At 74.6% G+C, this 22,488-nt stretch carries 19 protein-coding genes and 3 pseudogenes; 10 read left to right on the forward strand and 12 right to left on the reverse strand.

Features of this window, described 5'->3' with window-relative positions; genetic code table 11:
• Positions 1–330 precede the first annotated feature (330 nt).
• Positions 331–501 (reverse strand): hypothetical protein, encoded by a 171-nt coding sequence (locus tag L6E17_RS20385; RefSeq protein ID WP_236242195.1) that lies wholly within the window; start codon positions 499–501, stop codon positions 331–333.
• Positions 502–534: 33 nt separating this feature from the next.
• On the opposite strand from L6E17_RS20385, the gene L6E17_RS20390 reads away from it, so the two are divergent.
• Positions 535–1,050, forward strand: a complete 516-nt coding sequence (locus L6E17_RS20390) for a hypothetical protein (protein ID WP_236242196.1) — start codon at positions 535–537, stop codon at positions 1,048–1,050.
• Positions 1,051–1,801: 751 nt separating this feature from the next.
• Here the strand turns inward: L6E17_RS20390 and L6E17_RS20395 are convergent.
• The 7 genes and pseudogenes from L6E17_RS20395 to L6E17_RS20420 form a co-directional block, all read right to left on the reverse strand.
• Positions 1,802–2,473: a GntR family transcriptional regulator gene (locus tag L6E17_RS20395; protein ID WP_236242197.1), complete on the reverse strand. Its 672-nt coding sequence runs from the start codon at positions 2,471–2,473 to the stop codon at positions 1,802–1,804.
• 50 nt (positions 2,474–2,523) lie between these two features.
• Positions 2,524–3,525 (reverse strand): proline racemase family protein, encoded by a 1,002-nt coding sequence (locus L6E17_RS20400; RefSeq protein ID WP_236242198.1) that lies wholly within the window; start codon positions 3,523–3,525, stop codon positions 2,524–2,526.
• Between the two features lie 673 nt (positions 3,526–4,198).
• Entirely contained in the window at positions 4,199–5,137 is a 939-nt protein-coding gene (locus L6E17_RS20405) for a dihydrodipicolinate synthase family protein (RefSeq protein WP_236242199.1), read from the reverse strand.
• Positions 5,134–6,649 (reverse strand): annotated as a pseudogene (locus L6E17_RS31095) (NAD(P)/FAD-dependent oxidoreductase). Before L6E17_RS31095 ends, L6E17_RS20405 begins: the two are co-directional and overlap by 4 nt.
• Positions 6,650–6,670: 21 nt before the next feature.
• Positions 6,671–6,907 (reverse strand): annotated as a pseudogene (locus L6E17_RS31550) ((2Fe-2S)-binding protein); the annotation flags it as partial.
• Positions 6,904–8,076, reverse strand: coding sequence for an FAD-binding oxidoreductase (locus tag L6E17_RS20415; protein ID WP_236242200.1), 1,173 nt, complete (start codon positions 8,074–8,076; stop codon positions 6,904–6,906). The gene L6E17_RS20415 and the pseudogene L6E17_RS31550, both read right to left, overlap by 4 nt.
• Positions 8,077–8,141: 65 nt before the next feature.
• Entirely contained in the window at positions 8,142–10,520 is a 2,379-nt protein-coding gene (locus L6E17_RS20420) for a collagenase (RefSeq protein ID WP_374109111.1), read from the reverse strand.
• 216 nt (positions 10,521–10,736) lie between these two features.
• Here L6E17_RS20420 and L6E17_RS20425 point away from each other — a divergent pair, with 216 nt between their 5' ends.
• A complete protein-coding gene (locus L6E17_RS20425) occupies positions 10,737–12,143 on the forward strand; it encodes an aminopeptidase P family protein (protein ID WP_236242202.1) in 1,407 nt (468 codons plus the stop codon).
• A 371-nt stretch (positions 12,144–12,514) separates the two neighbouring features.
• Positions 12,515–13,078 (forward strand): HD domain-containing protein, encoded by a 564-nt coding sequence (locus tag L6E17_RS20430; protein ID WP_236242203.1) that lies wholly within the window; start codon positions 12,515–12,517, stop codon positions 13,076–13,078.
• Here the strand turns inward: L6E17_RS20430 and L6E17_RS20435 are convergent.
• Both L6E17_RS20435 and L6E17_RS20440 read right to left on the reverse strand, forming a co-directional pair.
• Positions 13,066–13,533, reverse strand: coding sequence for an NUDIX hydrolase (locus tag L6E17_RS20435; RefSeq protein WP_236242204.1), 468 nt, complete (start codon positions 13,531–13,533; stop codon positions 13,066–13,068). The two genes, L6E17_RS20430 and L6E17_RS20435, sit on opposite strands and share 13 nt — an antisense overlap.
• Positions 13,520–14,293, reverse strand: a complete 774-nt coding sequence (locus L6E17_RS20440) for a helix-turn-helix domain-containing protein (RefSeq protein ID WP_236242205.1) — start codon at positions 14,291–14,293, stop codon at positions 13,520–13,522. Before L6E17_RS20440 ends, L6E17_RS20435 begins: the two co-directional genes overlap by 14 nt.
• Positions 14,294–14,390: 97 nt before the next feature.
• Between L6E17_RS20440 and L6E17_RS20445 the strand changes: the two genes are divergently transcribed.
• From L6E17_RS20445 to L6E17_RS20465, 5 genes are all read left to right on the forward strand, one after another.
• On the forward strand, positions 14,391–15,083 hold the full coding sequence (locus L6E17_RS20445) for an HAD family hydrolase (protein ID WP_236242206.1): 693 nt from the start codon (positions 14,391–14,393) through the stop codon (positions 15,081–15,083).
• A gap of 108 nt (positions 15,084–15,191) precedes the next feature.
• Entirely contained in the window at positions 15,192–16,094 is a 903-nt protein-coding gene (locus L6E17_RS20450) for a radical SAM protein (protein ID WP_236242207.1), read from the forward strand.
• Positions 16,087–16,725: a hypothetical protein gene (locus L6E17_RS20455; RefSeq protein WP_236242208.1), complete on the forward strand. Its 639-nt coding sequence runs from the start codon at positions 16,087–16,089 to the stop codon at positions 16,723–16,725. Before L6E17_RS20450 ends, L6E17_RS20455 begins: the two co-directional genes overlap by 8 nt.
• The gene (locus tag L6E17_RS20460) at positions 16,643–17,290 is read left to right on the forward strand and encodes a bifunctional 2-polyprenyl-6-hydroxyphenol methylase/3-demethylubiquinol 3-O-methyltransferase UbiG (RefSeq protein WP_236242209.1); all 648 of its coding nucleotides are present in this window, start codon (positions 16,643–16,645) and stop codon (positions 17,288–17,290) included. Before L6E17_RS20455 ends, L6E17_RS20460 begins: the two co-directional genes overlap by 83 nt.
• A gap of 23 nt (positions 17,291–17,313) precedes the next feature.
• Positions 17,314–17,901 (forward strand): class IV adenylate cyclase, encoded by a 588-nt coding sequence (locus L6E17_RS20465; protein ID WP_236242210.1) that lies wholly within the window; start codon positions 17,314–17,316, stop codon positions 17,899–17,901.
• Positions 17,902–18,132: 231 nt separating this feature from the next.
• Here the strand turns inward: L6E17_RS20465 and L6E17_RS20470 are convergent, their stop codons facing one another.
• Together L6E17_RS20470 and L6E17_RS20475 are read right to left on the reverse strand one after the other, a co-directional pair.
• Positions 18,133–18,531 carry a RidA family protein gene (locus L6E17_RS20470; protein WP_236242211.1) on the reverse strand — a complete coding sequence of 133 codons (399 nt, stop codon included), beginning with the start codon at positions 18,529–18,531 and terminating at the stop codon, positions 18,133–18,135.
• Positions 18,528–19,742 (reverse strand): acyl-CoA dehydrogenase family protein, encoded by a 1,215-nt coding sequence (locus L6E17_RS20475; protein WP_236242212.1) that lies wholly within the window; start codon positions 19,740–19,742, stop codon positions 18,528–18,530. The genes L6E17_RS20470 and L6E17_RS20475 overlap by 4 nt, the downstream gene beginning before the upstream one ends.
• 88 nt (positions 19,743–19,830) lie before the next feature.
• On the opposite strand from L6E17_RS20475, the gene L6E17_RS20480 reads away from it, so the two are divergent.
• Entirely contained in the window at positions 19,831–21,465 is a 1,635-nt protein-coding gene (locus L6E17_RS20480; RefSeq protein WP_308315914.1) for an AMP-binding protein, read from the forward strand.
• Between the two features lie 153 nt (positions 21,466–21,618).
• Positions 21,619–22,457 (forward strand): annotated as a pseudogene (locus L6E17_RS20485) (PaaX family transcriptional regulator C-terminal domain-containing protein).
• The last annotated feature ends 31 nt before the right edge of the window (positions 22,458–22,488 follow it).

Below are 22,488 nucleotides of genomic sequence, written 5' to 3' on the forward strand. Positions count from 1 at the left end.
CCTCGTGCACCGGTTCGCCACCGCGCTGCCCGTGCCCGCGGGGGCGGAGGCCTCGGCACGGGCGCTGGCCCGCCGCCTCGTACGCGACGGCACCGACAGGGCCGCCGTGGCCGCGGGCATCGCCCTGCTGGGGCGGCTCGGTGGGCCTCCGGACGTGCCGTACCTGGCCGCCCTGGGGCTGCTCGACGGGCTCGACATCCCGGCCGTTGCCGCCCTCGACGCCCTGGACCGCCCGTCCGCCGCCCTCCTGTGGCTGCGCCGCTACGCCCCCGACGCCGAGCTGCGCCCCCTGGTGGGCGCGCTCACCGCAGGGGACCGGGCGGCCGCCCTTCACGCGCTGCGGGCCGCGCCGCTGACCCGCAGGGCGGTGGACGCGAGCTGCGCCCGCCGGCTCGCCGAGGCGCTGCGGCTTGACGAGCTGCTGCGGGCCGGTCCCGTCGATCCGGACCTGCTGGAGCGGGCGGGCGGCTGCTCGTCCGGGCGACGGACCAGCGCGACCACCGCGCCGAGATCCTCGCGTACGGGCAGGGCGCCGTGCGCGCGTACGGCGCTTTCGCGGCGCGCGCGTCCCGGCTGCCGCCGTCGGTCGGCACGTACGCGCTGCTGCTGTCGCTGGCCCTCGACCTGTCCAGCGGGCCGAGTGTCCTGCTCGACTGGCGGCGCGGGCAGCGTGAGGCGCTGCTCGGCACCCTGGAGGCGGTGCTCGGCGGCGCGGCCTGGGCGGCCGTCGCCGAGGACGGGGCGGCCGTCGCCGCCGGGCGGCGGCTGGACTGGATCCGGCGGGCCCGGCGGCAGCCGTTCGACCGGCGGCGGTGCCGCCGCCGCTGCGTGTGGAGGCCGTCGTGCCCGACCCGGCGGAGGGCGGCCCCGTCGAGACGCGGATCCTCGTCGGCGGGCGGCCCCTGCTGCCGGAGGTGTTCGGCCAGGGCCCGGGCCTCCAGCCCGAACAGCTCCTCGACACGGGGCTGCTGCGGGCCGGGGAGCGGCCGCGCCGGGTACGGCTCGCGGAGGCGTACTGCAGCGTGGGCTGCTGCGGCGCCCTCGACGTGACCATCCGCCGGGAGGGCGGCGAGGTCGTCTGGGACGGGTGGGCGCGGCCTGACCGGCGGGACCCGGTGGGTCCGCTGCGGTTCGAGGCCGCCGCGTACGACGCGGAGATCGCCCGTGCGGAGAGCGACCACGCGTGGGCGGGGCCCGCCCGGCGCACCGCGCGCCTCATCGCCGCCGCGCTGCGGGACCGGCCGGAACTCGCCGCCCGGTGGGACTGCCGGCTCTCCTGGGCGGCACGCGGCACGGCGAACCGGACACGACGGAGCTGCGCTTCACCTCCTGGCCGGGGCTCGGCGCGGGGCGGGAGGCGCGGCGCGGCGGGGAGGTGGTGTTCGCGTGGCGGCTTCCGGAGGACGGGCGGACGCCCGAGGAGCGGGCGGCCGCCGCGCTGGACCGGCTCGCCGCGGCCGACCCGAGGACGTACGCGGACGTGGCGGGCGGCAGCCGGGAGGCGGTGGAGGCGCTGCGCCTGCCCGGCCCCGGGCGGGCCGGGACTGACCCGGGCCCCCGCGGGTGCCGGTCTGCGTCCTGGCCGGCCGCGAACGGGCCGGGGCCTGGTCGGTTGCCGCGGCGCCCTTGCGTGCTCCGCGGCCGCCGCGGCGCCGGTCGGCCCTCCCCGGCCGCCGCGCAGTCCGCCAGTCCCCGTCTCCTGCCGCAAAGCCCGTTGCGCGTCGTCCACCGCCGAGGGCCCCGCCGGTGGTCGTCCACCGCGGAGGAGCCCGGCGGTCGTCGACCACCGCCGGGGAGCCCGTCAGTGCTCGTCGGCCGCCCACAGCGAGCGTACGTGGCCGAGGTGGCGGGCCATGCACGCCTCGGCCCCGGCCGCGTCCCCGGCCAGCATCAGGTCCAGCAGCTCCAGGTGCTCCTCGGCGGAGGCGACGAGCTTGCCGCGCTCGTCGAGCGCCGTCAGGCCGTACAGCCGGGACCGCTTGCGGAGGTCGCCGACGGTCTCCACGAGCCGCTCGTTTCCGTGCAGCCCCAGCAGCGACAGGTGGAAGCGGCGGTCGGCGTCCAGGTAGCCGATGAGGTCGTGGTCGCGGGCGGACGCGACGATCTCCTCGGCGACCGGGCGCAGCGCCTCCAGCTGCTCCCGGGCCGCGGTGCGGGTGACGGCGCCGACGGTGGGGACCTCGATCAGGGCCCGCAGTTCCGTGTACTGGTCGAGGTCGCGGCCGCTGACCTCGGTGACCCGGAAGCCCTTGTTGCGCACCGGCTCGACGAGGCCCTCCCGGGCGAGGTCCAGCATGGCCTCCCGCACCGGTGTGGCGGAGATCCCGAAGTCGGCGGCCAGGGCGGGGGCGGAGTAGACCAGGCCGGGCTGGAGCTCCCCGGAGATGAGGGCGGCGCGCAGGGCATGGGCGACCTGGTCGCGCAGGCGCTCCTGCGCGGTGATGAGGTTCGACTGCTTCAGATGGCCACCCATGGGCCTACCTCCGGGGCTGCGGTACTGCGTCGGTGCTTTTCGCGGGCCCTTCAGAGTAGGAAACCCGCGGGGAAGGGGTCGTCCGGGTCCAGGAAGTACTGGGCCGTGCCGGTGATCCAGGCCCGTCCGGTGACGGTGGGCACGACCGCGGGCAGCCCGCCGACCGACGTCTCGGCGACGAGCCGCCCGGTGAAGCGGGTGCCGATGAACGACTCGTTGACGAAGTCCCGGCCGAGGGGCAGCTCGTCGCGGGCGTGCAGCTGCGCCATGCGCGCCGAGGTGCCGGTGCCGCAGGGCGAGCGGTCGAACCAGCCGGGGTGGATGGCCATGGCGTGCCGGGAGTGGGCGGCGTCCGAGCCGGGCGCCGCCAGGTAGACGTGCTTGAGGCCGCCGATCTCCGGGTTCTCCGGGTGGACCGGCCGGTCCGCGGCGTTGACGGCGTCCATGACGGCGAGGCCGGCCGACAGCAGGTCGTCCTTGCGGGCCCGGTCGAACGGCAGCCCCAGCGCGTCGAGGGGGACGAAGGCGTAGAAGTTGCCGCCGTAGGCCAGGTCGTAGGTGACGGTGCCGTAGCCCGGCACGTCGACCTTGCGGTCCAGGGCGACGCTGAAGGCGGGGACGTTGGTGAGGGTGACGGCCTTCGCGGCGCCGTCCTCGACGTGCACGTCCACCGCGACCAGGCCGGCCGGGGTGTCGAGGCGGACGGTCGTGACGGGTTCGGCCACCGGCACCATGCCGGTCTCGACGAGGACGGTCGCGACGCCGATGGTGCCGTGGCCGCACATGGGGAGGGCTCCGGACACCTCGATGTAGAGCACGCCGTAGTCCGCGTCCGGCCGGGTGGGCGGCTGGAGGATGGCCCCGCTCATCGCGGAGTGGCCGCGCGGCTCGTACATCAGGAGGGTGCGCAGGTGGTCGAGCCGGTCGACGAGGTGGCGGCGCCGCTCGGCCATGGTGGCGCCGGGCAGGACCCCGACGCCGCCGGTGATGACGCGGGTGGGCATGCCCTCGGTGTGCGAGTCGACCGCGTGGAAGACGTGGCGGGTGCGCATCGGGTCTCCTGTTCGGGGTCCGTGAGGTGGTGGGTGGGCGAGGGGTGGGGCGGGGTGCGCCCGCCGGTGGTCGGGCGCGTCGCCCGGTGGTCGGGGCGGGCGGCTGCCCGGCGGCCGGGAAGGGGGCCGGCGTCAGGGAGCCCCCGCCAGGTAGAGCCTCCCCCGGCAGGGGCCGCCGCCGGGAGGCGCCCCGCCATCGTGCCGCCGCCGGGCCTCACCCCGCCAGACGCGTCACCGGCAGGCGCCCTCCCCTGCCAGGCGCGTCCCTGGCAGGGCCTCCCGGCAGGCGCATCTCTGGCAGGGCCTCCCCCGGCAGGCACGTCCCTGGCAGAGCCTCCCCCAGCAGGCACGTCCCTGGCAGGGCCTCCCCCGGCAGGCACATCCCCGGCAGGCGCATCCCTGGCAGGCGCATCCCCTGGCAGGCACATCCCCGGCAGACGCATCCCTGGCAGGGCCTCCCCCAGCAGGCGCGTCCCCGGCAGGCGCATCCCCGCCAGGCGCATCCCCGGCAGGCGCGTCCCCGCCGGGGTCTCTCCCCCGTCAGAGGCGTCGCCCCGGCCTCCATGGGGCGCAACCTCGGCCTTCGCGGGTCGTGTTCCCGACCGCCCGCCGGTCGTACGCCGGGGACGACGCGCCGCCAGGACGGCCGCCCGCCGGGGGCCGCCGCGCGGGGTCAGTCCGCGATGCGGTCCATGCCCTCGGCGAGGGCCTTCTCGGTGGCGGCGCGGACGAGGGCGGCCTGCTCCTCCGTCAGTGGCGCGCGCGGCGGGCGGGTGGGGCCGCCGGGGCGTCCGGCGATGTCCATGGACAGTTTGATGGCCTGCACGAACTCGGTCTTCGAGTCCCAGCGCAGCAGCGGGTGCAGGGCCCGGTACAGCGGCAGGGCGAGGTCCAGGTCCTGGGCGACGGCCGCACGGTACAGCGCGGCGCAGGCGCCGGGCAGCGCGTTGGGGTAGCCCGCGATCCAGCCGGCCGCGCCGGCGAGGGCGAGCTCCAGCAGCACGTCGTCGGCGCCGACCAGCAGGTCCAGTTCGGGGGCGAGTTCGGCGAGCTCGTAGGCGCGGCGGACGTCTCCGCTGAACTCCTTCACCGCGACGATCGAGCCGTCGGCGTGGATCCGGGCGAGCAGTTCGGGCGTGAGGTCGACCTTGGTGTCGTACGGGTTGTTGTAGGCGACGACCGGGACGCCGGCCTTGGCGACCTCGCTGTAGTGGGCGCGGACGGCCGCGTCGTCGGCGCGGTAGGCGTTGGGCGGCAGGAGGAGGACGGAGCCGCAGCCGAGTTCGGCGGCCTGCTCGGCCCAGCGGCGGGACTCGGCGCTGCCGTAGGCGGCCACGCCGGGCATGACACGGGCGCCGTCGCCGGCCGCGTCGACGGCGGTGCGCACGACGCGGGCCCGCTCGTCGTCGGTGAGGGTCTGGTACTCGCCGAGGGAGCCGTTGGGGACGACGCCGTCGCAGCCGTCGGCGATCAGCCGGGCGACGTGCTCGGCGTACGCGTCGTAGTCGACGGACAGGTCGTCGCGCAGGGGCAGCGCGGTGGCGACCATGATGCCGTGCCAGGGGCGCGTGCGGGTGTCGGCGGGGGCGCCGGTGGGCCGGGTGGTGCTCATGCGGGGGCTCCTTCGTGGGTGTCCGGCGGTTCGGGCAGCCGGGCCAGGTGGCTCAGGGGGACGGGGCAGGACAGCGGGCGCCGGTCGGGCGCGGGCTCCGCTCCGGCGAGGCGGGCGACGGCCTGGCCGCACACGCGGCCCTGGCACCAGCCCATGCCGGCGCGGGTGAGCAGTTTGACGGTGCGGGCGTCGTGGGCGCCGAGGTCGGTGACGGCCTCGCGGATCCGGTCGGCGGTGACCTCCTCGCAGCGGCACACCTCGGTGTCGTCGCGGAGCCAGTCGGCCCATCCGGCGCCGGGCCGGTGGGCGGCGGCCATCGCGTCGGCGAAGGCCCGCAGGCGGTCGCGGCGCCGGGTGAGGGCGGCGGTGCGGCGCGGGTCGCGGGGGTGCCCCGCAGGGCGCGGGCGACGGCTGCCGCGGCGATCTCGCCTTCGGTGAGGGCCAGTTCGGCGCCGCCGACGCCGCCGGTCTCGCCCGCGGCCCAGACGCCCGGCACGGAGGTGGCCTGGTCGGTGTCGAGTGCGAGGGCGGGGGTGCCGTCGGGGGTGCGGCGGGTGGCGCAGCCGAGGCCGGTGGCGAGTTCGAGCTGCGGGACGAGGCCGTGGCCGACGGCGAGGGCGTCGCAGGGGATGCGCCGGGCGGTGCCGGGTACGGGCCGCCAGTCGGGGTCGAGGCGGGTGACGGTGACGGCTTCGACGCGGGTCGTGCCGTGGGCCGCGGTGACGGCGTGCCGGGTGAGCAGGCGGGTGCCGTGCCGGAGCAGCGCGCCGCCGTGGAGGGCGCCCTCGGCGAGCTTGCCGGGGTTGCGTGCGAGGGCGGGCAGCCGGCGTGCGTACGCGGTGTAGTCGGCGGCTTCGACGACGGCGGGCACCCGGGCGCCCGCGGCGGCGAGGGAGCCGGCCGTGGCGAGGAGGAGCGGTCCGCTGCCGGCGACGACGATCCTCCCCGGGCCCGCGGCTGCGCCGGGGACGTTCCGAGGCCGGGCAGGGCGAGCCCGGACTTCAGCATGGCCTGGGCGCCGCCCGCGGCGACGACGCCGGGCAGGGTCCAGCCGGGGAAGGGCAGGTGGCGTTCGTAGGCGCCGGTGGCGAGGAGCACGGCCCGGGCCCGTACGGTGGCGGGCGTCTCGTCGGGTCCCGCGACGGCGTGCAGCGTCCAGTGGCCGTGGCCGGTGCCGTCGCGGACGACGGTCCAGACGTGGTGGAAGGGCAGGTGGGTGACGCGGCCGGCGGCGCGGTGGGCGTCGAGGCGGCGGGCCCGGGTGGTGAAGTGCCGCCACCCGTGGTGCAGGGCCTCGGGCCGCCGGGCGCGCAGTGCGGGGGCGGGGTGCCGGTAGAACTGGCCGCCGGGCCGTTCGCCGGCGTCGAGGAGGGTGACGGAGAGCCCGAGGTCGGCGGCGGTGACGGCGGCGGCGAGGCCGGCGGGGCCGGCGCCGACGACGGCGAGGTCAGCGGGGCTGTCATGGCCGGTGCCCTCCTGGGTGGTGACGGTGTCGCCGGGGCGGACGGGGATCAGGCAGGCGCGCTGGTTGGGGCGGCCGTTGACGGTGGCGAGGCAGTCGTAGCAGCTGCCGATGCCGCAGAACGCGCCGCGCGGCGCCCCGCCGCCGCGGGTGGTCCGCCAGGAGAGGATCCCGGCGGCCCACAGGGCGGCGGCGAGGGTCTGCCCGGGGAGCGCGGTGAGGGTGCGCCCGTCGAAGGTGAAGGGGTACGGCTCGGCGGGTTCGGCCCGTACGAGGCGGAGGGGGCCGGTGCGCGGGGGGCGGCTCATCGGGCGGCTCCGAGGAAGCGGTCGGGGCGGAACGGCGCGGGGTCCAGGGGCGGTTCCCCGCCGCGCAGGGCGGCGGTGACGAGGAGGCCGGTGGCGGGGGCGAGGCCGATGCCGGCGCCTTCGTGGCCGCAGGCGTGGTGCAGGCCGGGGACGCGCGGGTCGGGGCCGATGGCGGGGAGGTGGTCGGGCAGGTAGGGCCGGAAGCCGCAGTAGGCGCGCAGGGCGCGGGCGTCGGCGAGGACGGGGAAGAGGGCGGCGGCCTGCCGTGCGAGGCGGCGCAGGGCCTCCGTCGAGAGGGTGCGGTCGTAGCCGACGCGTTCGCGGGTGGCGCCGATGAGGACGGGCCCGGCGGGGGTGCCCTCGACCACCGCGGAGGACTGAAGGCCGGCCGAGCCGCTGGCGACGTCCGCGACGTAGTCGGCGGCGTAGACCTTGTGGCGGATCAGCCGGGGCGGGAGGGGTTCGGTGACGAGGACGAAGCCGCGCCGGGGCAGCACGGGCAGGTGGGTGCCGGCGAGTGCGGCGAGGTCGCCGCCCCAGGGGCCGGCGGCGTTGACGACGGCCGGGGCGTGCAGGTCGCCGCGCGGGGTGCGGACGCCGCGGACCGCGCCGCGCGGGCCGGTGAGGACGGCGGTGACCTCCTCGCCGAGCCGTACCGCCGCTCCGGCGCGGCGGGCGGCGCGCAGCAGGGCCGCCGCCGCGCGGGCGGGCTGGACCTGGGCGTCCTGCGGGTAGTGGACGCCGCCTGCGAGGCCGGGCGCCAGGTGCGGTTCGCGGTCGCGGAGTCCGGCCGCGGGCACGTCGTGCGCCGCGACGCCGGCTTTCCGCTGGCCGTCCGCGAAGGTGCGGAGCGCGGCGAGAGCGGTCTCGTCCGACGCGATGACGAGGCCGCCCTTGGGCTCGTACTCGATGCCGGCCTCCGGGGGGAGGGACGCGGCGAGTTCGCGCCAGAGCCGGGTGGACAGGAGCGCGAGGTCGAGCTCGGGTCCGGTCTTGTCGGAGACGAGGAGGTTGCCTTCGCCGGCCCCGGTGGTGCCGCCGGCGACGGGGCCGCGGTCGACGACGGCGACGGAGAGGCCGGAGCGGGCCGCGTAGTAGGCGCAGGCCGCCCCGACGACTCCGGCGCCGACGATCACGGCGTCGAAGGTGGGGAGGTGTCTCGTGGGCACAGCAGTAATATTTCACATGGCACTGTGTGCCCACAAGACCCGTCCGCGCGGGAACGCCGCGCCGGTCACCTCTTCAGCGGGCCCTCGCAGGTGTACGAGGAGGTTCCCGCGGTCCGGTCGTCCCAGACGTCCACCGGGCCGAAGGAGCAGTTCATGTCCGCCAGGTTGGGTGAGGCGGCCGCCGCGCGGTCGAGCAGGAAGTAGTCGACCGTCTCGGACATGTCCTTGAACACCTGGTCGGCGCTGCCGGCGTCGGCGAGCCAGGAGGTGATCCGGCCGCTGCACGTGAAGCGCGGCATGCCGGTGTCGCCGTTGCCGGTGCACTCCGGGGTGTTGGAGGTCGCGCCGGCGAACGCGTCGCGGACGGCGTCGGCCGTGGTCTCCCGCAGGCCGTCGTTCGGGGTGTAGGCGGTGTCGGGGACGAACAGGTCGGGCAGCCGCTCGATCTGCGCGTCGAGGAAGGCGTCGTAGCCGCGCTGGACACCCGCGTCCCGGCTCAGCCGGCCGCGCCAGGCGTCGAAGGCGGCCGGGTCGTCGGCGCGCAGGTGGCCGTACATCTCCCGGAGAAGGGAGGGCCGCTCCGTCCACAGGTACTCGAAGAACGTGCCGGCGTACGCGTAGAAGCGGAAGCCGTCGCCGCCGTACGTGGCGTGCAGGATCTGGTCGACGGTCATACGGGGCCCGCCGCCGGCGGTGTCCCTGACGACGCTCTCCACAAGGGACTTGCGCACGGCGACGCCGTCGTCGCGCGTGGCCCCGTCGAAGAACTCGGCCGTGCCCTCGTCCATGGCGGTGGTGCGGTCGCCCTGGTACCAGGGGCCCTCGCCGAAGTAGCCGGGCACCGCCCAGCGGCCGTTGAGGTAGTGCACGTACTCGTGGCGGAACAGCTCCTCCAGCGTGAGGCGCGAGTCCTGCGGGACGCGCCGCTGGTAGGTGTAGAAGGTGGCGCCGCGCTCGATGTAGATGCCGCCGTTGTCCGTACCCATCCCGGTGAGCAGCGGGTGGTAGGTCTCGTAGTCGGCCCGGGAGGCGTACAGCACGACGTTGAGGGCGGCGTTGGTGTCGCCGGCGAGCGGCGTGTCGGTGCCGAGGACGCGGTGGAACTGCGCCTTGACCTGCTTGGTGGCGTAGTACAGCTGGTCTACGGTGGCGCGGTCGAGGCCGGTGCGCACCTTGAGGGCGCCGTTGTCGTAGGCGTACGTGTGGGGGAACAGCATCCGCTCGATGTCGTCCTTGCAGACGCCGTACGGCTCGCACGCGTCGTAGTGGTCGAGCCAGGAGGCGATCTTGGCCCACGGCTCGCTGCCGCGGCCGAAGCGGGTGGTCACCGTCTTCAGCAGGGAGCCCAGGTCGGAGACGATCCCGTCGCGCAGGGAGTCGATCTGACCGAACCGGCCGTACTCGGACAGCGCGTCGCGCACGACCCACTCGTTGGGCGTGCCCTTGAGGTGGGTGCGGTACGCGAACCGCTTGAACGCGTCGCGGTAGCGCGGGTCGGCGGCGACGGCGTCGCGGAAGGCGCGGTCGTCGTTGCCGGGGTAGATCCCCAGGTAGTTGACGGACAGCGCGGCCAGGGCGGCGCCGCCCCAGTGCGGGTCGCCGTAGGTGCCGGGGTAGTACACGTCCATGGTGGCCAGCACCTTGCGGATGAGGCCGAGCTGCGAGTGGCGCAGGCCCTTGGCGCTGCCGGCGTAGAGCGCCTCGCGGAGGGTCTGGGCGTTGGTCGCGGTCTCGTCGAAGGTGCGGGGCGCGGTGCCGAAGGCGGCGATGGCGCGCCGCATGGCGCCGGCGGTGGGCTCGTCGGTGACGTCGATCTCCTCGCGCGAGAAGTCGTGGTACACGACGGCGTGGAGGTAGGTGAACATCTCCAGCAGGTTGCTGGAGTTGGAGCCGTCGTGCTGCCCGGCGAGCGCGGTGGCGCGCTGCGACACGGCCTGGACGTGGGCGTCGGACATGACGGGCGCGAGACGGGCGTCCCAGGTCCAGATCACGTCGCGCAGGCAGCCGTCGGCGGTGACCGCGCCGTCGCCGAGGAAGTCCGCGAAGGCTTCGGGCGCGAGCCCGGTGATCCCGTCGAGCGTGCAGGGGGCGCCCGCGGCGGTGCGCTGCGCGGCGGCCGCCGCGCGTGCGGGCGCGGCGCCGTCCGGAGTGCCGGCGCCGTCCGGGGTGTGCCGGCCGGGGGTGCTGCCGCCGGGCTCGCGCTCGCCGGGGGCCTTCGCGGTGGGCGGGGCGGGCTCGGGGGCCCTGCCCAGGCGGAGGACCTCGTCATGGGGGTGCGGGTCCGCGGCGGCCGGGCCCGCGGCGGGGGCGGTGCGGCTCACCGGCGGGGCGGCCTCGGCGGCGGCGGCCCGGTCGGCCAGCACGGTGCCTCCGGCCGTGCCGAGCAGCGCCGTGGCCACGGCGGTGGCGAGCAGCGCCGCGCGCAGCGACCGGGGCCGGGATATGCGGCGGTTGGGGGGTCTGTGGGACACCTTGCGGCTCCTCTGGGTGTGTGGGAGGTGGGTGGGGGATGCGCTCGCGACCGGTGTCCGGGCGCGAACGTCCGCATTGCAGCGCGCAGTTGACGCCCGAGTTGAAGCGTCCATGCCACTGCAATGTGAGCTGTAACATAGTAATGTGAAATTGCACTGACAACCCCTCAACGCGTTCTGGAGCCCGCGATGAGCGACATCACCTCCTCGGACCGGCCCCGCACCGGCAGCCACGACCGGTCCGTGTCCACCGACTTGGCCCGCTTCATGACCGAGCGGTGGGCACCCACCCCCCTGCCGCCGGACGCCCGCGTAGCGGCCCGCGACCTCACCCCGGCCCGCCGCGCCCGGCTGTCGGCGCGCTTCCCCGGGGAGCGGCTCGTCGTCCCGGCGGGCGAGTTGAAGGTCCGCTCCCACGACGTCGACCACCGCTTCCGCCCGCACAGCGCGTACGCCTGGCTGACCGGCCTGACCGGCGAGGACCAGGCCGGCCACGTCCTGGTGCTGGAACCGTCGGGCCCGCACGCCCACGAGGCGGTGCTGTACCTGCGCCCCCGCTCACCCCGGACCGCCAGGGCGGACGGCGGGTTCGACACCGCGTTCTTCCGCGACCGCCGCTACGGCGAACTCTGGGTCGGGCGGCGGCCGGACCTCGCCGAGGCCGAGCGCATGACCGGCATACGCTGCGCCGACCTCGACGAGCTGGGCGGCTCCCTGCCACCCGGGCGGGAGCCGTCCGCCGACCCGGAACTCGCGGCGGCCCTGTCCGAACTGCGCCTGGTCAAGGACGCGTGGGAGGTGGAGCAGCTCCAACTGGCCGTCGACCACACCGCGGCCGGCTTCGAGGACGTCGTACGGTCCCTGCCCCGCGCGCTCGCCCACCCCCGCGGCGAACGCTGGGTCGAAGGCGTCTTCGGCCTGCGGGCCCGCGCGGAGGGCAACGGCCTCGGCTACGAGACCATCGCCGCGTCCGGCGCCCACGCCTGCGTCCTGCACTGGACCCGCAACGACGGCCCGCTCGACCCCTCCGCGCTGCTCCTGCTGGACGCGGGCGTCGAGACCGACACCCTCTACACCGCCGACATCACGCGCACGCTGCCCCTGTCGGGCCGCTTCTCCCCCGTCCAGCGCCAGGTGTACGAGCTGGTGCTCGCCGCGCAGGAGGCGGGGATCGCGGCGCTGCGGCCGGGCGCCCGGTTCCGCGACTTCCACGAGGCCGCCATGCGAGTCATCGCGGAGGGCCTCGCCGAGTGGGGCGTACTGAAGGACGCCGAGGGCGACCTGCACCGCCGCTACACCCTCTGCTCCAGCGGCCACATGCTGGGCCTGGACGTCCACGACTGCGCCCAGGCCAGGGCCGACGCCTACCTCGACGGCGTCCTGGAGGCCGGCCAGGTCCTCACCGTCGAACCGGGCCTGTACCTCCAGCCCGACGACCTCACCCTGCCGCCGGAACTGCGCGGCATCGGCATCCGCATCGAGGACGACCTCGTCGTCACGTCCGAAGGCGCCCACCTGATGTCCTCGGCGCTGCCCCGCACACCCGATGCGGTGGAGGAGTGGATGGGCGCCCTGATGGACGCCGGAGCCGCATAGCCCCCACCGCGGCCCGCCCCGCCGCCCCGCGCGGGCGGGTCCCCGATGACCGGGCGTGTGGCGCGGCGGGGTCGGGCCGCGGCCTGCCCGGGGGCGGGCGTACGGCGGAACGGAGGGGCCCGCAGCTTCTGGCCGCCGTGCTCGGGGGCGGGCTGCGACGTGGGGCCGCGGCGCGGGGCCCGGCTTCACGACACCGGTCCCCGCGGGAGCGGCAGCAGGTCCGCCACGCTGTCTCGCTCCGACTGGCGGGCGATGTGCCCGAGCCGGTCCAGTGCCCTGCCGAGTGCCGGGCCGCCCACCGGCGTACGGCGGCGCGCCGGACCCGGGTGATGCCTGGCTAAGGGCTGACTTCCGTGGGAAGAGACGACGTCATGGAGGTATCGACGGCTGTGTGGGCCCTGCGTGTCGGAGAAGCGGAACTGGCTCGGGAGCTTCCACGCCGGTGGGCTCATTCACTGGGGGTGGCGGCTCGCGCCGCCGTGCTGGGACATCTCCTCGGCGAGAACGCCGAGCTGCTGGAAGCCGCCGCCACGCTGCACGATGTGGGGTACGCGCCTCGCCTGGCCGCCACAGGGTTCCATCCGCTCGACGGGGCGCGGTTCCTTCGAGATGAGCACCGGGCCGATGAGCGGCTGGTACGGCTTGTGGCGAACCACTCCTTCGCGTTGCTGGAGGCCGAGGAGCGCGGACTTCGGGAGGTGCTGGAGGCGGAGTTCCCGTTGCTGGAGGAGCCGCTGCTGGTGGACGCGCTCGTGTACTGCGACATGACGACGAAGCCCGACGGCGCGCGTACGACCGCACAGGACCGGGTCGCGGAGATTCTGGGACGCTACGGGGCCGACAGCGTGGTGGGGCGGTTCATCCGCCGGGCGTCGCCGGAGATCTTCGCTGCGGTGGAGCGGGTGGAGGCGGCGCTGGCGGGTCAACCGAGGTAAGGGTAGGTGCCGGCGAGGTAGTCGCCGATCTGCTGGCGCATGCTGGGGTGGATGTCGTACTGGTCGAGGTCGTCGGGCTGGACGAAGCGGACGCCGTCGGCCTCGTCGTTGATGGTGGGTTGACCACCGGTCGGGCGGCCGATGTAGGTGTTCTCGTACTGCTGGCGGATCTCGCCGTCGGTGTAGGCGACGATGTGGTGGGGGTTGGTGTAGACGCCTAGGAAGCCGGTGATCTCGGCGATGATGCCGGTCTCCTCCAGGCATTCGCGTACCGCGCACTCAGCGGCGGTCTCGCCGATGTCCTGGGCGCCGCCGGGGAGAGCCCACTGGCCGGTGTCGCGGCGGCGCTGGAGGAGGATGGCGCCGCCGTCGTCGACGACGAGCAGGTTGCTGGCCGGGATGAGGGTGTTCGCCTTGGGGGCGTCGGGGTCGTTGTAGTACTCAGTCCTGCCCATGCCTGGCAGTCCCCTCCTGGTCGGGTGTCCAGGGCCGCGCGCCGGCCCAGACTGCGTCGAAGCTTTGAGCGTAGGTGTCGAACCAGCCGGTGGCATCCACCCGCCGGAGGTGCAACAGCGGGTTGGCGCTGGCTGGTTGGCCCCACACATGTGGGTTGACCAGCAGGTTGTCGTCGTAGCGGAAGAGGGAGTTGTAGAGGGTGCTGTCGTGGAGCCTCACCTCGCATCCGGACTCGGACAGCAGCGGGCGGTAGTACGTGAGGGAGGCGCGGATCTTGGCGGCGAGTGTGTCGCCGATGCCTTCCTCGCGGCCTCGGAGGGTGGCGGCCTGGCCGGTCGGATCGCCGAAGCAGAGGCGGACCTGGACGCCGTCGGCCGCGCGTTCGGCGAGCATCTTGGCGACGTGCGGGTTGGTCTGCGCGAAGAACGTGCCGGACAGGACCAGGACGTCGATCTGCCGCTGGGCTCCTTGGAGCAGGGAGAGCCATGTCTCGCGGGGGACGCTTGCTCGGTTCTGGTAAGACCCGACGATCTCGCTGCCTAACCCGGCATTGGGCCTTCCGCCCCGGGAGGGCGGTGTCGGCCAGAGGAAGGTCTCCTCGACGCGTAGGTGCTGAGCGGCACGGAAGCGGTGCCGCGGATGGGGTACGCGTCCGCCGAGCCAGCGGCTGACGGTCTTCGGGTCCACCTCACAGGCTTCGGCGAGCGATTCGGGAGTCACGCCGCGCTGGGCGAGTACGGAGTGAAGTCGCTCGTTCACGGAGGTCATACAAGCTCAGTTGGGTGATGACGGGCAAGGACGTTCTGGGACGTTTACGGCCGTCGGATGGCTGGGTGGTGGTGCTTACGCTGGCGGTATGCGCCTCATCGTCCTGTGGGACATCGACCACACGCTGATTGACAACGCGGGGGTGAGCAAGGAGATCTATGCTGCCGCGTTCACGGCACTCGCCGGCTTCCCGCCTGCCCAGGCGGCGCGGACCGAGGGGCGCACCGATCGCTTGATCATGAGGGACATGTTCCTCCGGAACGGCGTTTCCGAGCCGGGCTGGACGGGGATCGAGGCGGCCCTCGCCCAGGCCGGGCAGGAGCGGTTCGGCGAACTTCAGAAGCGAGGCATGGCCCTCCCCGGTGCGCGGGACGCGCTCAAGAGCGCAGCCGGACAGGACACGTGGGTGTCCTCGGTCCTGACGGGCAACATCGCGCCGAACGCCCACGTCAAGCTGAGCGCGTTCGACCTCGACTCCCTGGTGGATCTCACCGTAGGCGCCTATGGGGCCGATGCCCTCCAGCGCCCCGACCTCGTAGACGTATCGCGCGAGCGGATTCGCCACAGGTACGGGGCAGGGCAGGACGTGCCCGTCGTCCTGGTGGGCGACACGCCACGAGACGTCGAAGCGGCGCTGGCGACGGGTTGCCAGGTCCTCGCGGTCGCCTCGGGGATCCACAGCAGAGACGAGCTGTCTGCCGCCGGTGCGTCGGTCGTGCTGCCGGACCTGTCGGACACGGCGAAACTCCTGTTCCACCTAGAGGAGGCAGCCGCGGGCTGAAAACGTCCCAGGACGTCCTCGGCCCGTCCGATGACGCGGTGATGCCGTCCGCCCCCACCCCGTCACCATCGGGTTCTCCCCACCAGCCAACTGGCTCAGGAGGCCCACATGATCCGCGACGTCACCGGCATCCACAGGATTCGGATGCTGTACCTGCAGCTCCTGTACCGCTGCAACTTCACCTGCCTGCACTGCTTCCACGGCAAGCGCCTGAAGCAGGGCGACACGTTCAGCGCCGACGAGGCGGTCAACCTCATCCGGCTCATGCACGACCAGTACGGCACGGAGGCGGTGACCCTGCTCGGTGGCGAGCCCTTCCTCCACAGGGACCTGCCGCAGATCGTCCGGTATGCCAGGCAGGAACTGGGCATGCCGGTCGAGATCTGTACCAACGGCTACCGCATCGAGAGCCGCCTCACCGAGGTCGCCCCCTACCTCGACCTGCTGCGCGTCTCGTTGGAGGGGCTCGGGGAGACCAACGACGCCATCCGCAGGTCCGGTAGCTACCTCGCCGCCCTCAGCACCCTGAACCTCGCTCGCGACCTCGGCGTCACGACCGGCGCGACGATGACCGTGACCTCCCGGAACATCGACGAGGTCCTGCCTCTGGCCCGCACCATGCAGCGGTTCGGCGTTCGCCAGCTCAAGCTCCACTGCCTCCGCCCGGTCGGCAACGCCGCCGAACACCCCGAGCTGCTGGTCACCGAGCCGACCGCCTACACGCGCCTCCGCGAGGACCTCCAGCAGGCCGGGCTCTCCATCGAGGTGATCGTCGACGAGGACCTGTCCGAGAACGGCGCCCCGGAAGTCTGCGCCCCGGCCGAGGGCCCCCGCGAGATCGACCGCATCGAGGCCGACCCCCGAGGAGCCCTGACCATGTCCTGCAAGGCCGTGGGCCAGGACTCGCACGCCTTCTGGTACGAGAAGACCGCGAACCGCATCGTCCACCAGCCCTCCGCCACCGACGAGCTCACCCTCGCCGTGCCGGACGTGGTGTACGCCCGTGCCTGACCGCCCCCTGTTCGAGAGCCTCGAAGGACTCCGCGGGACCGGCAAGTCGACCATCGCGCCGATGCTCGCCGCAGCGCGGGGAGCCGTGCTCGTCCCCACCGTGCCCCTCTTCTACCAGGCCCTGAGACGACAGGTGGACGCGCGGCAGAACGTGGAGGCTCGCATGTGCTTCTACCTCTCGGCCCTGTTCACCGCCACCGAGGAGATCCGGCACTACCTCACCGCCGGCATCCCCGTCGTCGTGGAGAGCTACTTCCCCAGGTGCATCGCCAACCACCGGGCCTTCGGCGCCCGGCTCGGTATCACGCTCCCGGCCGACCTACCGCAACCCACCACGTACCACCTGCTGTGCGCGGAAGACGAACGGCAGCGGCGGCTCACCGAGCGGACCAAGCCCGCCGGCCGGTGGGACGCCCTCAGCGAGGAAGCGGCGGACCGGATCACCGAGGCGTACAGCGAGTTCCCCATGCACCAGGTGGACACCACGGGCCTCACACCGGACCGCGCCCTCGACGCCGTCCTCGCCATCGACAAGGAAGGACACCACCGTGCAGACGCAGAGCCTGTGGGAGCACACCCTCACGTTCTTCCCCCAGTTCCTCGCCGCCCTGAAAGGGCACGCCTCCGGTAGGGCGACGGTCGCCGTCATCGGCGCGAGCGACGGCAAGTTCGTCCTGCCACTCGCCGCCGCCGGCCATCACGTCATCGCCGTCGAGAAGGACCCGTTCGCCCTCCACGGCGGCGAGGTCAGCCTTCCGGATGACACCACGGCCCACGCCCTCGGCCTGACTGATCGCCTCAAGCGCGAAAGCCTCGACGATCAGGTACAGGTCATCGAGCAGGACTTCCTTCAGGCCGACCTTCCCGAGGCACGCTGCGACGCCGTCTGGACGAGCTGTTCCTGGCACTACAGTGCCAATCACCACACCCCGCTCGCGGACTTCGTCACCCGCATGCAAGCCCTCGTACGTGTCGGCGGCCTGTTCGGCGCGGAGTTCATGATGCCCGTCGAACGGCGCCACCACCTGATCGAGCACTACACGTCCCCCGAGAAACTCGGCCTCCACTTCACCGCCGACTGGAACGTCCTGCTCACGCTGCGAACCAACCAGTTCACCGAACGCCCCCACATCGGCCGGCCCCACGACCACACGCACCGCATGGGCCTGCTGCTCGCGGCCCGCACCGGCACGTAACCGCCACCTCAAGGAAGAGGATCATGAAGCACGAATACGAGGCGACGTTCCTGTCCGTGGATGTTGCCGCGCTCCAGGCCAGGCTCACCGCACTGGGAGCCACCCAGACCTTCCCCCGCACCCTGCTCACGCGCAAGATCTTCGAGAACGACGCCCTCGGCAACGGCCAGTGGATCCGCCTCCGCGACGAGGGCACCCGCTCCACGCTCACCCTCAAGCAGGTCACCGACTCGACCACGATCGACGGCACCACCGAGATCGAGACCGAGGTCACCGACCTGCACGCCATGGCGGACATCCTCCGGCACATCGGCCTGCGCGAGGTGCGGTACCAGGAGAACTACCGCGAAGAGTGGCGCCTCGGCGAGGTGGCGTTCGACTTCGACACCTGGCCCGACCTGCCCACGTTCGTCGAGATCGAAGGCCCCGACGAGGCGTCGGTCCGCACGGCCGCCGCCCTGCTCGACCTCGACTACACCGAGGCCAGGTTCGGCAGCGTCGACGAGATCTACAAGAGCGAGGCCGGCCGCGACATCCTCGCCGAACCCACCCTCCTCTTCTCCGACACGGAAAAGGAGGAGGCCGGCCCCGCGACGGATCATGCCCCGTGACCATGGAGGGCAGGAGCAGCCTCCGCCCGGTTCGTCGTGCCGCCGCAAGGGAGCCCCGGTATCGCCGAATGCACTATCGAACGCTCGCCCGCCAGTGACCAGGAACGACGGCGGCCGGCCCCCGCGGGGGCGTGCGCGGCGGGGCCGGTCGCCGTCTGCTCCGGGGCGGGCGTACGGCGGAACGGAGGGGCCCGCAGCTTCTGGCCGCCGTCCTCGGGGGCGGCAGTCGGGCTACGGCAGCACCGCGAAGCCGTCGAGTTCGACCAGGGCCTCCTCGTCCCACAGGCGGACCACGCCGATCAGGGCCATCGCCGGGTAGTCGCGGCCCGCGAGACCGCGCCAGACGCGGCCCAGTTCGGGGGCGTGGGCGCGGTAGGCGGCGACGTCCGTGGTGTAGACGGTGACGCGGGCGAGGTCGGCCGGGGTGCCGCCGGCGGCGCGCAGGGCGGCCAGGAGGTTCGCCAGGGCCTGCGCGAACTGCTCGGGGAGGGTGGCCCCGACCACCTTGCCGTCCGCGTCCAGGGCCGTCTGCCCGGCCAGGAACACCAGGCGGGAGCCCGTGGCGGTGACCGCGTGGGAGAAGCCGGTGGGCGGGGAGAGCCCGGCGGGGTTGTGGCGGTGCAGGCTCATGCGGGCGGCTCCTTCACGTCCGTCTCCCCCGCGGGCGGCCGCTGCGCCCGGGGGCCGCTGCCACCCGGGGCCGTCGCGGGCGGCCCCTCCGCGAGGTCCTTCGCGTACAGGTCCTTGGCGATGATCGTGCGCTGGACCTCCGTCGCTCCCTCGTAGATGCGCGGTGCCCGGACCTCCCGGTAGAGGTGCTCCAGCAGGTGGCCGCGCTGGAGGGCGCGGGCGCCGTGCAGCTGGACGGCGGCGTCGACGACGTACTGGGCGGTCTCCGTGGCCATCAGCTTGGCCATGGCCGCGCGGGCGCGGACGTCCGGGGCGCCCGTGTCCTGGGCCTCGGCGGCGGCGTACACGAGGAGGCGGGCCGCCTCCGTGCGGGTGGCCATCTCCGCGACCTGGTGGGCCACCGACTGGAGGTCCTTGAGGACGCCGCCGAAGGCCGCACGCCGGGCGGTGTGCGCGAGCGCGGCGTCCAGGGCGGCCTGGGCCATGCCGACGGCGAACGCGCCGACGCTGGGGCGGAAGAGGGTCAGGGTGCGCATGGCGACCGCGAAGCCGGCGCCCGGTTCGCCGAGGACGTCGCCGGCCGTGACCGGAACCGCGTCGAAGGCGAGGGCGCCGATGGGGTGCTCGGACAGCATGGCGAGCGGTTCGCCCGTCAGTCCCGGACGGTCGGCGGGCAGGGTGAAGGCGGTGATGCCGCGGGCGCCCGCGTCCGGCGCGGTGCGGGCGAAGACGGTGTAGTGGTCGGCCTCCGGGGCGTTGGAGATCCAGCGCTTCTCCCCGGTGAGGCGCCAGCGGCCCGGACCGTCCGGTTCCGCCCGCAGGGCCAGGGCCGCCGCGTCGGAGCCCGCGTCGGGCTCGCTGAGCGCGAACGCCGCGACCTCCCGGCCCGCCGCCACCCCCGGCAGCACCCGGTCCCGCTGGGCGGACGTACCGAACGCGGCGACCGGGTGGGCGCCGAGCCCCTGGAGGGCGAGCGCCGTCTCCGCCTCCGTGCAGCCGTACGCGAGGGACTCCCGCATCAGGCACAAGTCCAGGGCGCCCGAGGTGAACAGGCGTTTCAGCAGGCCGAGTTCGCCGAGGGCGGCCACCAGGGGGCGGTTCACGCGGCCCGGTTCCGCCTTCTCGGCCAGGGGGCGCAGGCGTTGCGCCGCCAGGGCGCGCAGCTCCGCGCACCATGCGGTTTGTGAGGGTTCGAGCGAGAATACGGGCATCAGGCCCCCATCTATCGCGGACCGTTGACTGTCGTCACCTTCACGATACGCTCGTGGAGCGAGCCCACCACTGACAAGGGGGCGCACCATGGATCTGTCGCCTTCGGCCCATCTCGACACGTTCGCCCGCGACCGCCTGCCGCCGCGCGCGCAGTGGCCGGACCTCCTCTTCGGCCTCCCCGGGCTGCGGTACCCCGAACGGCTCAACTGCGGCGCGGAACTGCTGGACCGTTCGATCGAGCGGTTCGGTGCCGGACGGCCCGCGTTCCGCGACGGCGCGGGGCGGGTGTGGACCTACGGCGGGCTGCGCGAGCGCGTCGACCGGGTCGCCCGCGTCCTGACGGAGGACCTCGGCGTGGTGCCCGGGAACCGGGTGCTGCTGCGGGGTCCGACCACGCCGTGGCTGGCAGCCTGCTGGCTCGCTGTCATGAAGGCGGGCGGCGTCGCCGTGACGGTGCTGGCGCAGCAGCGGCCGCAGGAGCTGGCCGTGATGTGCGAGCTGGCGGCCGTCAGCCACGCGCTGTGCGACGTGCGCGCGGTGGACGACCTCGTCAGGGCTGAGGTCCCGGGGCTGCGGGTCACGGCGTTCGGCGGGGACGCGCCCGGCGACCTGCTGCGGCTGGCCGGGGCCCGGCCCGCGGAGCCGTACGAGGCCGTGGCGACGGCCGCCGACGACGTCGCCCTGATCGCCTTCACCTCCGGGACCACCGGCCGCCCCAAGGGCTGCATGCACTTCCACCGCGATGTGCTGGCCGTCGCCGACACCTTCTCCGCGCACGTGCTGAAACCGGTGCCGGACGACCTGTTCGCCGGGTCGCCGCCGCTGGGCTTCACCTTCGGCCTGGGTGGGCTCGTCGTCTTCCCGCTGCGGGCGGGCGCGTGCGCGCTGCTGCTGGAGCAGGCGGGCCCGCGGCAGCTGCTGCCCGCCGTGGCGGAGCACGGGGTGTCGGTGCTGTTCACCGCGCCGACCGCCTACCGGGTGATGCTGGACGAGCTGGCCGCGTACCCGTACGACACGTCGTCGCTGCGGGTGTGCGTGTCGGCGGGCGAGAACCTGCCGGAGGCCACCTGGCACGCGTGGCGGGAGCGCACCGGGCTGAAGCTCGTCAACGGCATCGGCGCGACGGAGCTGCTGCACATCTTCGTGTCGGCGGCCGGGGACGCGATCCGGCCCGGCACGACCGGACTGCCGGTGCCCGGCTGGGAGGCGCGGGTGGTGGACGCGTCGGGGGAACCCGTCCCCGACGGGCAGGAGGGCCTGCTCGCGGTGCGCGGCCCGGTCGGCTGCCGCTACCTCGGCGGGGACCGGCAGGACCGGTACGTGCGGGGCGGCTGGAACCTCACCGGCGACACGTACGTCCGGGAACCCGACGGCTACCTGCGGTACGTCGCCCGCGCCGACGACATGATCATCACGGCGGGGTACAACGTCCCCGGCCCGCAGGTCGAGGAGGCGCTGCTGGCCCACCCCGACGTGGTGGAGGCCGCGGTAGTGGGCCGCCCCGACGAACTGCGGGGGCAGGTCGTGGTGGCGTACGCGGTGCTGCGGGACGGGCTGCCGCGGGACGGGGCGGCCGCGGACGCGCTGCGCGCCTTCGTGCGGTCGCGGCTCGTGCCGTACAAGTGCCCGCGCGACATCGTGTTCCTCGACGCCCTGCCGCGCACGGCCACGGGCAAGCTGCAGCGGTTCAGGCTGCGCGCCGGGGACGTGCCCGCGCTGTAGCGCCGTCCGGGCGCGGGGAGGGGCGGCCGGCGTCCGCCGCGGCGGAGGGAGCCGCCGCGGAGCACCGGCGGGCGGGCGGCGGCCCGGCGGGCGGGCGCCCGCCCGGCGTCGGCGGGCGGACGGGAAGGCGAGGACACGACTTACAGTGGGCGCGTGGCCGAGCAGCACACCCCGCGTTCCCTGATCGTCTCCCTCTACGGCGCGTACGGGCGGACGCCCGACGACGCGCCCGCGCCGGTGGCCGAGCTGATCCGGCTGCTGGGCGCGCTCGGCGTCGACGCCCCGTCGGTGCGCTCGTCCGTGTCGCGGCTGAAGCGGCGCGGGCTGCTGGTGCCCGGCCGGACAGCGGCCGGCGCGGCGGGTTACGCCCTGTCGGGGACGCCCGGCAGCTGCTGGACGACGGCGACCGCCGGATCTACACGCGCGCCGAGCCGCGGCTGTCGGACGGCTGGGTCCTGGCGGTGTTCTCCGTCCCGGAGACCGAGCGCCACAAGCGGCACCTGCTGCGCTCGCGGCTGGCGCGGCTGGGCTTCGGCTCGGCGGCACCCGGCGTGTGGATCGCGCCCGCCGCCCTGTACGAGGAGACCCGGCACACCCTGGAGCGGCTGCACCTCGACCCGTACGTGGACCTCTTCCGCGGCCGGCACCTCGGGTTCACCGCCACGGCGGAGGCGGTGGGCCGCTGGTGGGACCTGGCGGCCATCGCCAAGCAGCACGAGGAGTTCCTCGACCGGCACGGGCCGGTGCTGCGTCGCTGGCGGAAGGCGCCGGACGGGCCCGCGGAGGAGGCGTACCGGGACTACCTGCTCGCGTTGGACTCGTGGCGCCGCCTCCCCTACGCCGACCCCGGCCTGCCGCAGGAGCTGCTCCCCGCGGGCTGGCCCGGCGGCCCCGCCGCGGAGGTCTTCGCGGAGCTCCACGCCCGGCTGCGGGACCTCGGGGCGCAGTTCGTGCGGCCCTTCGGCACGGCGGACCACCCCGGCGAGGCGTGACCCGCCGAGCACCGGGGAGCGCTTCCGTGCC

This window comes from Streptomyces sp. CC228A (assembly GCF_021390935.1).
GTDB lineage: Bacteria > Actinomycetota > Actinomycetes > Streptomycetales > Streptomycetaceae > Streptomyces.

Bases quoted from the DNA above. Each gene is read 5' to 3' on its own strand.
- L6E17_RS20395 (WP_236242197.1), bottom strand. From the start codon at position 2,473: ATGGGTGGCCATCTGAAGCAGTCGAACCTCATCACCGCGCAGGAGCGC.
- L6E17_RS20470 (WP_236242211.1), bottom strand. From the start codon at position 18,531: ATGAGCCTGCACCGCCACAACCCCGCCGGGCTCTCCCCGCCCACCGGC.
- L6E17_RS20480 (WP_308315914.1), top strand. From the start codon at position 19,831: ATGGATCTGTCGCCTTCGGCCCATCTCGACACGTTCGCCCGCGACCGC.
- L6E17_RS20430 (WP_236242203.1), top strand. From the start codon at position 12,515: ATGGAGGTATCGACGGCTGTGTGGGCCCTGCGTGTCGGAGAAGCGGAA.
- L6E17_RS20450 (WP_236242207.1), top strand. From the start codon at position 15,192: ATGATCCGCGACGTCACCGGCATCCACAGGATTCGGATGCTGTACCTG.
- L6E17_RS20435 (WP_236242204.1), bottom strand. From the start codon at position 13,533: ATGGGCAGGACTGAGTACTACAACGACCCCGACGCCCCCAAGGCGAAC.
- L6E17_RS20400 (WP_236242198.1), bottom strand. From the start codon at position 3,525: ATGCGCACCCGCCACGTCTTCCACGCGGTCGACTCGCACACCGAGGGC.
- L6E17_RS20445 (WP_236242206.1), top strand. From the start codon at position 14,391: ATGCGCCTCATCGTCCTGTGGGACATCGACCACACGCTGATTGACAAC.
- L6E17_RS20475 (WP_236242212.1), bottom strand. From the start codon at position 19,742: ATGCCCGTATTCTCGCTCGAACCCTCACAAACCGCATGGTGCGCGGAG.
- L6E17_RS20405 (WP_236242199.1), bottom strand. From the start codon at position 5,137: ATGAGCACCACCCGGCCCACCGGCGCCCCCGCCGACACCCGCACGCGC.
- L6E17_RS20465 (WP_236242210.1), top strand. From the start codon at position 17,314: ATGAAGCACGAATACGAGGCGACGTTCCTGTCCGTGGATGTTGCCGCG.
- L6E17_RS20425 (WP_236242202.1), top strand. From the start codon at position 10,737: ATGAGCGACATCACCTCCTCGGACCGGCCCCGCACCGGCAGCCACGAC.